This is a genomic window from Saccharibacillus sp. CPCC 101409, assembly GCF_030518235.1.
Taxonomy (GTDB): Bacteria; Bacillota; Bacilli; order Paenibacillales; family Paenibacillaceae; genus Saccharibacillus.
Window position 1 is genome coordinate 154,869 of record NZ_JAULSA010000012.1, and the last position, 8,357, is coordinate 163,225.

An 8,357-nucleotide genomic window follows, 5' to 3' on the forward strand; every position below is an offset into this window, starting at 1 on the left:
TAAAGAGCCTCTTATCCCTCAAAAGGATAAGAGGCTCTTGGTTGTTTGGAGCGGCGGTGGTGGGAGTTAGGTGCTGTATAACATCTACAGCGACAGAGGAATTTCTTTAACGCCGCGGACGATCATGCCGGGGCGCCATTCGAGTTCGCCTGCGTCTGCGGCGAGCTGCAAATTCGGGAAGCGGCGCAGCAGCGTATTGACGGCGATCTCGCCTTCGAGCCGGGCGAGCGGAGCGCCGAGGCACAGATGGATGCCGTGGCCGAACGCCAGGTGGCGGCTGCGCTCGCGCTGGATATCGAACAGGTCGGGATCGGGGAACTGTTCGCCGTCGCGGTTGGCGGAATCGAGCGCCACCACGACCATATCGCCTTGCTTCATCGAATGGCCGCGGAATTCGATATCTTCGCCCGCCCATCTCGACGTGCTGAATTCGACCGGGCCGTTATAACGAAGCATTTCTTCGATCGCGCCGCGGATCAGGGTCGGATCGCCTTGAAGCAGCTTGCGCTGCTCGGGATGCTGGAGCAGGGAGATCATGCCGTTGCCGATCAGATTGACCGTCGTTTCGTGGCCGGCGATAATCAGCAGCGAGACGACGCCGTAGATCTCCTGCTCGGACAGCCGTTCGCCCGCTTCTTCGGCCTGGATCAGCTGGCTGATCAGGTCGTCGCCCGGTTCGCGCCGGACTTTCTCGAACCAGCGTCCGAGGTATTCGATAAATTCCTGGGTATGGCGGTACACGTCCGGACCGCCTTCGGAGTTCGACGCGCCGATGATCGAATTCGACCAGACGCGGAATTTATCCTGGTCTTCGATCGGCACGCCGAGGATTTCGCTGATGACGATAATCGGCAGGGGGAAAGCGTAATCGTCGATCAGCTTCATCTCGTTCCGGCCTTCCAGCCGGTCGAGGAGGCCGTCGGCGATCTGTTGGATATGCTCGCGCATGCTTTCGATCATTTTGGGTGTAAACGCTTTCTGTACAAGGCCGCGCAGGCGGCGGTGATCCGGCGGATCGGAGAACAGCATATTGCTGGTGAAGATGCTTTGTCCGGCGCTGCCGTAGATTTTGGTCATATCTTTGATAAAGCGATTGTCTTTCAGAATCTCGGCCGCGTCTTCGTAACGGGTAATCATCCATCCGAACTGGCCGTCGGGAAACATCAGCTTGGCGATCGGTTCGTCTTCGCGCATCCTGGCATAAGCCGGATAAGGGTTCTGTGTGAATTCCGGCGTAAACAAACCGGATCTTGCGGATTCGTTTGGTTTCAATCGAACAATCTCCTCTCGCAATCGGATAAAAAACCTCATAACACATATATTCAACCGCCGGCCGGATGAAACAACAAATTCCGCCGCGTTGCCCGGCCGAAACGGCGCGTTGTATACTGGAGAAGTGGTTTTTGCAATCTTGCGCTCCCGAACGAGCAGACGAGAAGCGCCTGCTCGGAGCCCCATGGAGGTCGAACAAATGACAAACGCATTCGTATTCAAATTGATGGACAGAGCGGTGAACGCTCTGCTCAAGATTCTGGAAGACGTACCGGAAAACGCGCGCGGCATCGTGCCGGATCGATTCAACAACAATCTACACTGGCAGGTCGGCCATATCGTCACGGTGGCGGACCGCGTCGTCAACGGGCTGTCCGGGCGCACGCCCGTTTTCCCGCAGGAATATCCCGCATTCTTCGCGCCGGGCACCAAACCGGCCGATTGGCAGGGCGAAGCTCCGGCCTGGGACGAACTGGTCGCCGAACTGCGCGGCCTGCCGGATCGCTTCCGCGCGGACTTCGGAGACAAGCCGGACGAGCCGCTGGCCAATCCCGACAACTTTGCCAAAGCCGAGACGCTCGGCGATCTGCTGATGCTGAATGTGTCGCACATGAACAATCACCTGGGCATGGTCAACGCCATGGCGCGCATCGCGCGACAATAGAGGAGGGTTTGTTGAAATGAAAACATCCAAGGCTCTGCTGACCGCGCTCGGGGTGGCGGCCGTTCCGGCCGCGGTCGTCGTAGCCGGCAGTTTCTACTTCTACCGCATGGCCGTCGCGCGCGCGCCCAAAGCGTTTCTCGCATCCGATCCCGGTCTGCAGCCGAATCCGGATGTGCAGACCGAGACGGCATCCAGCCGCAGCTGGTGGGCGCAGCAGCCGTTCGACCACCGCGTGCTGCTCTCCGGCGACGGGCTCAAGCTGCACGCCTATTATCTGCCGGCCCGCAAGCCGACGGCGCAGACCGCTATCCTGGCGCACGGTTATTCCGGCGACGCTTCGATCATGAGCGGGGTCGCACGGTACTACCGCGAAGACCTGGGCATGAATATCCTGGTACCCGACGCGCGCGGCCACGGCCGCAGCGAAGGCGCGTATATCGGCTACGGCTGGCACGAGCGGCTGGATTATCTGGGCTGGATTCGCCAGACGGTGGCGCAGACCGGAACGCACGCGCAGATCGTGCTGCACGGCATCTCGATGGGCGGTGCGACGGTCATGATGACGAGCGGGGAAGACCTGCCGCCGCAGGTCAAAGCCATTGTCGAAGACTGCGGTTATACGTCCGTCAAAGACGAGCTGGCTTACCAGATGAAGCGTATGTACAAGCTGCCCGCATTCCCGATGCTGCCCGCGACCGAGGCGCTGACCCGCTTCAAAGCCGGCTATTCGTTTACCGAAGCGTCGGCGCTGAGCCAGGTGCGGCGTTGCCGGACCCCGATGCTGTTTATCCACGGGTCGAACGACCAGTTCGTCCCGACCTCGATGGTGCACGAGCTGTACGAAGCCTGCCCGTCCGAGAAAGAACTGCTGATCGTGGACGGAGCGGGACACGGCGATTCGTTCCTTATCGACAAACCGCTGTATACGCGCAGTGTGACGAAGTTTCTGCGGACGCGTATCGACGGGCTGAGTGCGTCGGACTGACGCGGGCCGTTCGCGTTTCAGCTTATGACGGCAAGCAATCTTTCCGTTTATAGCCGGAATAAATTTCAGCGTTTCTCCTCCTTTACGGGAGCGGGAAGCGCTTTTTATCGGTCTTTTTTGAAAATTGGGACATATGTCCTTCCCCGCCGACGCCCCGCTGTCCGTATAATAGGGAAGGAAATCGGCATGAAACGGAGGCATATCGGATGTTGAAAGGCATTATATTTGCATTTATCGGCGGCGCCTGTATCACGCTTCAAGGCGTCGCCAACGCCCGGATCAGTCAGGATATCGGGACGTGGCAGGCGGCGACGATTACGCAGCTGACCGGCTTTATTATGGCGCTGCTGATTTATCTGCTCGTTCGGGACGGCGATCTGCTGGGATTCAGAAAAGTAAAACCGCTCTATCTGGCCGGGGGAGCGTTCGGGTCGGTGATCATTTTCAGCGAAGTCACGGCTATTCAGACGATCGGAGTCACGTTCACCATTTCCGCGCTGCTGATCGCCCAGCTTTGCATGACGTTCCTGATCGACACGCGCGGGTGGTTCGGCACCGTCAAAAGCAAAATGGGCGCGCCGCAGTTTATCGGTCTGGCGTTGATGATCGCCGGCGTGCTGATTATGAAATTGTAGCGGGAAAGGAAGCGCGGAAGATGAAAGAAATCAAAGATCCGGCCCGGCTCGACAAGTATCTGGCTCAGCATTCGCTCGAAGACATCTTCCACGCTCCGCTGCGCCCGCATCTGCATCTGTATGCGTTCGAACCGGGCGAAGCGCTGTGCTCGCAGGGCGAAAGCACCGATGCGCTGCACGTGCTGGTGAAAGGCAAGATCAAGATCTACACCACTTCGCCCGAAGGAAAAACACTGGTGATTTCGTTCAAGAATCCGCCGGACATGGTGGGAGACATCGAATACGTCCGGGACCTCGATATCATCAACACCGTGGAGGCGGTATCGCCGGTGACGGTGATCGGCATTTCGGGGACGGCGGTAAAGCGCTACGGAGACGATCACGCGCCGCTGCTGAAGTTTATGCTGGATGTTATCACGAAAAAGTTTTATATCAAATCGGATTTCCTCAGCTTCAATCTGATGTATCCGGTGGAAGTCAGGCTGGCGAGCTATCTGCTGTCCGTCTGCTACGACGAAAGCGACGAAGGCTTCGAAGGACGCCTGGCGATCTCCCAGCTGACCGATACGGCGAACCTGATCGGCACCAGCTACCGGCATCTCAACCGAGTGATCCGCAGGCTGTCGGAGGAAGGCATGGTCGAGCGCGGCGGCGGTTATCTGCATGTGCGCGACCGCGACCGGCTGAGTCGACTGGCGGGACGGAATCTGTACGAGCATTGAGCGCGAATATTTTTACGGAAACGAAACGGGAGGCAATACTATGGTAACGGGCTTGATGCTGGCGGCTTTCGCGGGAGTAATGGTCGCGCTGCAAACGATCTTCAACAATCGCACGGATGTGCATATGGGCTCCTGGGCCACGACGACCTGGGTGCTGTTCATGGGCTTTGTCGCTTCGCTGGCATGCAGCCTGATCTTCGAGGGATCGCGGACGTTCGCTCTGGCGAATATGCAGCCGTGGTACTGGTTCAGCGGATTGATCGGCGTAGGCGTCGTCATCTGTCTGGTGCTCGGCGTCAAAATACTCGGACCGACCTTTTCCGTCTCGGTCGTGCTGACCGCTCAATTGAGCTTCGCGCTGCTGTTCGATTCGCTCGGCTGGCTCGGGCTGGAGAAGATGCCGCTGGACTGGAAGCAGATTGCCGGCGTTCTGGTCATCATCGCGGGCATCTACATTTTCAAATTCGGCGGGAAAAAGAAAGCGGTGGAGATCGTCGAAGCGGAAGCGGCGGCGGAGTGAAGACGATGAACAGATAGACGTAACCAAAAAGACAGCAGCCTATGGGACGAAAATAAAAAGAGCGTTGGGAAGGAAGATCGTTTTGAAAAACAAGGAACCGGAAGTTAACGTGCCGGCCGCGGTCATCGACAAAGTCGCCTGGATTCTGGTCAGGAACGGAAAAGTGCTGGGCGCGCGCTCCCGGGGCAAAGACACCTACTACTTTCCGGGCGGCAAGCGCGAACCGGGCGAGAGCGATATCCAGACGCTGGCGCGCGAGATCGAAGAAGAGCTGACCGTACGCGTCAAGCCGGAAACGGCCGAACTGTTCGGCGCTTTCGAAGCGCACGCGGACGGCAAAGCGGAAGGCGTCTCCGTACGCATGACGTGTTACACGGCCGAGTACGAAGGCGAATTGTCTCCGGCCGCGGAGATCGAAGAACTCGCCTGGCTGGACGAGTCGGACCTGCACCGGGTCTCGGCCGTCAGCCGGCTGGTATTCGACCGGATTTACGGCGCGGAGAGCGGCAGCGCTGCCGAAAAATGATATACTGAAAGAAAAACGGAGCTGATCGTTTTGGAACTGCTTGATCCGCGGAATGATTTTTTGTTTAAACGCATTTTTGGAAGCGAGGAGAATCAGGACGTTCTGCTTGCTTTTCTGAACCGCACCTTCGACGAAGCCGGAAAGCCGCCGCTTCGTGAAATCATTTTGCTTAATCCGTATACCGATAAAGATTCGCCGAGCGACAAACAGTCTATTTTGGATATCAAGGCCAAAACTGCCGAAGGCGAAATCATCAATGTGGAAATGCAGCTGTTCAACAGGTACGATATGGATAAGAGAACTCTGTTTTATTGGAGCAAGCAGTATGCTTCGCAGTTGGTGGAAGGACAGGCATACAGCACTCTTAAACGATGCGTAACGATCAATATTTTGGATTTTTCTTTTTTGAAAAACGATTTGTATCATAGTGTATTTCATCTGCGGGAAGATCGAAGCGGCATTCCGTTGATCGACGATATCGAAATTCACTTTCTGGAGCTGCCTAAGCTGAGCGAACATTCGACTTCGTTGGATCGAGGCGGACTTGTGAATTGGCTATTGTTTCTTAAAGGAGCAAACCCTACAAAATGGGAGGCGCTGACCATGAGCGAACCGAAATTGAAAAAGGCGATGACGACGCTGGAATTCTTAAGTCAGGATCAAGAAGCAAGGATTCAGTACGAAGCTCGGCAAAAGTTTCTGCACGATGAAGCGTCCATGCGTGAAGCGGCTAAAAATGCGGAGATTTACGGATTTAATGCAGGGATGGAAAAAGGCTTGGAAAAAGGCTTGGAGAAAGGCTTGGAGAAAGGAATTGAACAAGAAAAGAAAGAAATGGCCCGCAGACTGCTTAAAATAGGCGTAGAGCTGTCGGCGATTGCGGAGGCGTCAGGACTGACTCCGGAAGAAATACGAAAATTGAATGAATAATTTGGATAAGCATTCATAATGATTCGCAAAGAGTGTTTTCTTCGCGTTGTTGAAGAAAACACTTTTTTAAGTCCCGGCGCTGGCGCCGAAGCGAACGGAAAGGGCGGAACCCATCAGTGGAAATCAGAGAACTGCGCGCGGAAGACAATGCCGCCATCGAACGCATCATACGGGAATGCCTGATCGAATTCGGCGGCAACCGCGAAGGACTGGCCTGGCAGGACGACAGCCTGAGCGCGCTGGCTGCTTATTATGCGGGGGAAGACCGGGCCTACTGGGTAGCGGAAGAAAACGGCCGGATTCTCGGAGGTGTCGGCATCGCGCCGTTTGCCGATTCCATCGAAGTCTGCGAGCTGCAAAAAATGTATTTGACCGGCGAAGCGCGCGGAACCGGAACGGCCGCGGGGCTGCTGCAAACGGCGCTCGATTTTGCAAAAACGCGCTACAGCCAGTGCTACCTGGAAACGCTGAGCAATATGGATGCGGCCAATCGTTTCTACCGGAAGCACGGCTTCGCGAAGCTGGACGCGCCGCTGTCGGGCTCGGAGCACTTCGCCTGCGACGTCTGGTACATGCGCTCGCTCAAGGCCGGCTGGAAAGCCGATGCGATCGGAGAAATGGGTTCGTCCATTTTCTCGCGGATCTTCGGCTGGAAAGAAGAAGCGCTGCGCCTGGGCCGCGAAATGATCGACCTGAGCATCGGCACGCCGGATTTGCCTCCGGCGCCGGAGATCCGGCGCGCCTTGAGCGAAGCGGCTCTGCGGGAAGACGCGTACCGCTATCCGGGCACGCGCGGCAGCGCGGCGTTCCGCCGGCAGGCGGCGGACTGGATGCGCCATCGCTTCGGCGCGGACATCGATCCGGACAGCGAGCTGCTGCCGCTGTCCGGATCGCAGGATGGCCTGGCGCATCTGGCCCAGGCGATCTGCAATCCCGGCGATCTGGCGCTGATCCCCGATCCGGGCTACCCGATCTATGCCGGCGCGCTCAAGCTCGCCGGCGTGCGCGCGCATCTGATGCCGCTGCGCGCCGGGCACGGCTTCCTGCCCGAACTGGAAGCCGTGCCCGACGAAGTCTGGGCGCGGGCTTCCTTTATTCTGGTCAGCTTTCCGGGCAACCCGGTCGCGGCCCGGGCGGACGAAGCCTACCTGACGCGCCTGCTTGCGCTGGCGCGCAAATGGAACGTGCTGATCGTGCACGATCTGGCGTACTCGGAGCTGGGCTTCGACGGCTACCGTCCGCTCAGCATCCTGGCGCTGCCCGGCGCCAAAGAGCAGGCGGTGGAGCTGCATTCCTGCTCCAAGAGCTTCAATATGCCCGGCTGCCGCGTCGGCTTTATCGCGGGCTGCCGCGAAGCGGTCGGCGCGCTGCGCGAGCTGAAAGGGCATATCGACTTCGGCGTATTCGAGCCGGTGCAGGAAGCCGCGATCGAAGCGCTGCGACTGGCGATGGAAGCCCCGGCGGGCGACCGGGGCGTCGCTCCGCTGTACGAACGCCGGCGCGACGTATTCGCGCAGGCGCTGGCGAAGCAGGGCTGGGCGGTGCCCAAACCTCCGGCGACCATGTTTCTCTGGGCCGAGCTGCCGGAACGCTTCCGGTCCGGCGGCCGGCAGGGCAGCGCGAGCCGCTTTGCCGGCGAGCTGCTTCTGGCGACGGGCGTCGCCGTCGTGCCGGGCGAAGCGTTCGGCGCCGAAGGCGAAGGCTTCGTGCGCATCGCGCTGGTGCGCGAAGAAGCGGCGCTGCTCGAAGCCGCTCGGCGGATCGGGCGGTTTATCCGCGGAGAGATTTAGCGAGTCCGTAAAGGCGCCGATCGGAGGCCGACGTCCTCCGGCCGCCGGGGAAACCGGCGCGATTATTCGGATATTTTCGATAATCCACCGGATATTCCGTTCGGCTTCCGCCTCTTATAATGGCGATAAAGCATGTTTGAGGAGGCGGATACAATGAAGATCAAGCGACATCCCGATAACCCGATCGTCGTGCCCGGTCTGTACGACTGGCGCAAAGCGACGGTGTTCAACCCGGCCGTCATTATCGAAGACGGCAAGTTCTATATGATCGAACGCACCGCGGGTTCCCTGACCCCGTGCAAGAATTACCTCG

Annotated in this window: 9 protein-coding genes and 1 pseudogene; 9 read left to right on the forward strand and 1 reads right to left on the reverse strand. The window is 58.4% G+C overall.

Going from position 1 to position 8,357, the window contains the following annotated elements:
• Positions 1-84 precede the first annotated feature (84 nt).
• Entirely contained in the window at positions 85-1,272 is a 1,188-nt protein-coding gene (locus QWJ34_RS21190) for a cytochrome P450 family protein (protein ID WP_302730939.1), read from the reverse strand.
• A 199-nt stretch (positions 1,273-1,471) separates the two neighbouring features.
• Here QWJ34_RS21190 and QWJ34_RS21195 point away from each other — a divergent pair, with 199 nt between their 5' ends.
• The 9 genes and pseudogenes from QWJ34_RS21195 to QWJ34_RS21240 all read left to right on the forward strand — a co-directional run.
• A complete protein-coding gene (locus tag QWJ34_RS21195) occupies positions 1,472-1,936 on the forward strand; it encodes a DinB family protein (RefSeq protein WP_302730940.1) in 465 nt (154 codons plus the stop codon).
• 16 nt (positions 1,937-1,952) lie between these two features.
• On the forward strand, positions 1,953-2,921 hold the full coding sequence (locus QWJ34_RS21200) for an alpha/beta hydrolase (protein ID WP_302730942.1): 969 nt from the start codon (positions 1,953-1,955) through the stop codon (positions 2,919-2,921).
• A 209-nt stretch (positions 2,922-3,130) separates the two neighbouring features.
• On the forward strand, positions 3,131-3,556 hold the full coding sequence (locus QWJ34_RS21205) for a DMT family transporter (RefSeq protein ID WP_302730964.1): 426 nt from the start codon (positions 3,131-3,133) through the stop codon (positions 3,554-3,556).
• A gap of 20 nt (positions 3,557-3,576) precedes the next feature.
• Positions 3,577-4,278, forward strand: a complete 702-nt coding sequence (locus tag QWJ34_RS21210) for a Crp/Fnr family transcriptional regulator (RefSeq protein WP_302730944.1) — start codon at positions 3,577-3,579, stop codon at positions 4,276-4,278.
• Between the two features lie 40 nt (positions 4,279-4,318).
• Positions 4,319-4,798: a DMT family transporter gene (locus QWJ34_RS21215; protein ID WP_302730946.1), complete on the forward strand. Its 480-nt coding sequence runs from the start codon at positions 4,319-4,321 to the stop codon at positions 4,796-4,798.
• 82 nt (positions 4,799-4,880) lie between these two features.
• Positions 4,881-5,324, forward strand: a complete 444-nt coding sequence (locus QWJ34_RS21220; RefSeq protein ID WP_302730948.1) for an NUDIX hydrolase — start codon at positions 4,881-4,883, stop codon at positions 5,322-5,324.
• A gap of 30 nt (positions 5,325-5,354) precedes the next feature.
• Positions 5,355-6,254, forward strand: a complete 900-nt coding sequence (locus QWJ34_RS21225; protein WP_302730950.1) for an Rpn family recombination-promoting nuclease/putative transposase — start codon at positions 5,355-5,357, stop codon at positions 6,252-6,254.
• Positions 6,255-6,370: 116 nt separating this feature from the next.
• Positions 6,371-8,044, forward strand: a complete 1,674-nt coding sequence (locus tag QWJ34_RS21235) for an aminotransferase class I/II-fold pyridoxal phosphate-dependent enzyme (protein ID WP_368046977.1) — start codon at positions 6,371-6,373, stop codon at positions 8,042-8,044.
• 153 nt (positions 8,045-8,197) lie between these two features.
• Positions 8,198-8,357, forward strand: a pseudogene (locus QWJ34_RS21240) (glycoside hydrolase family 130 protein); the annotation flags it as partial.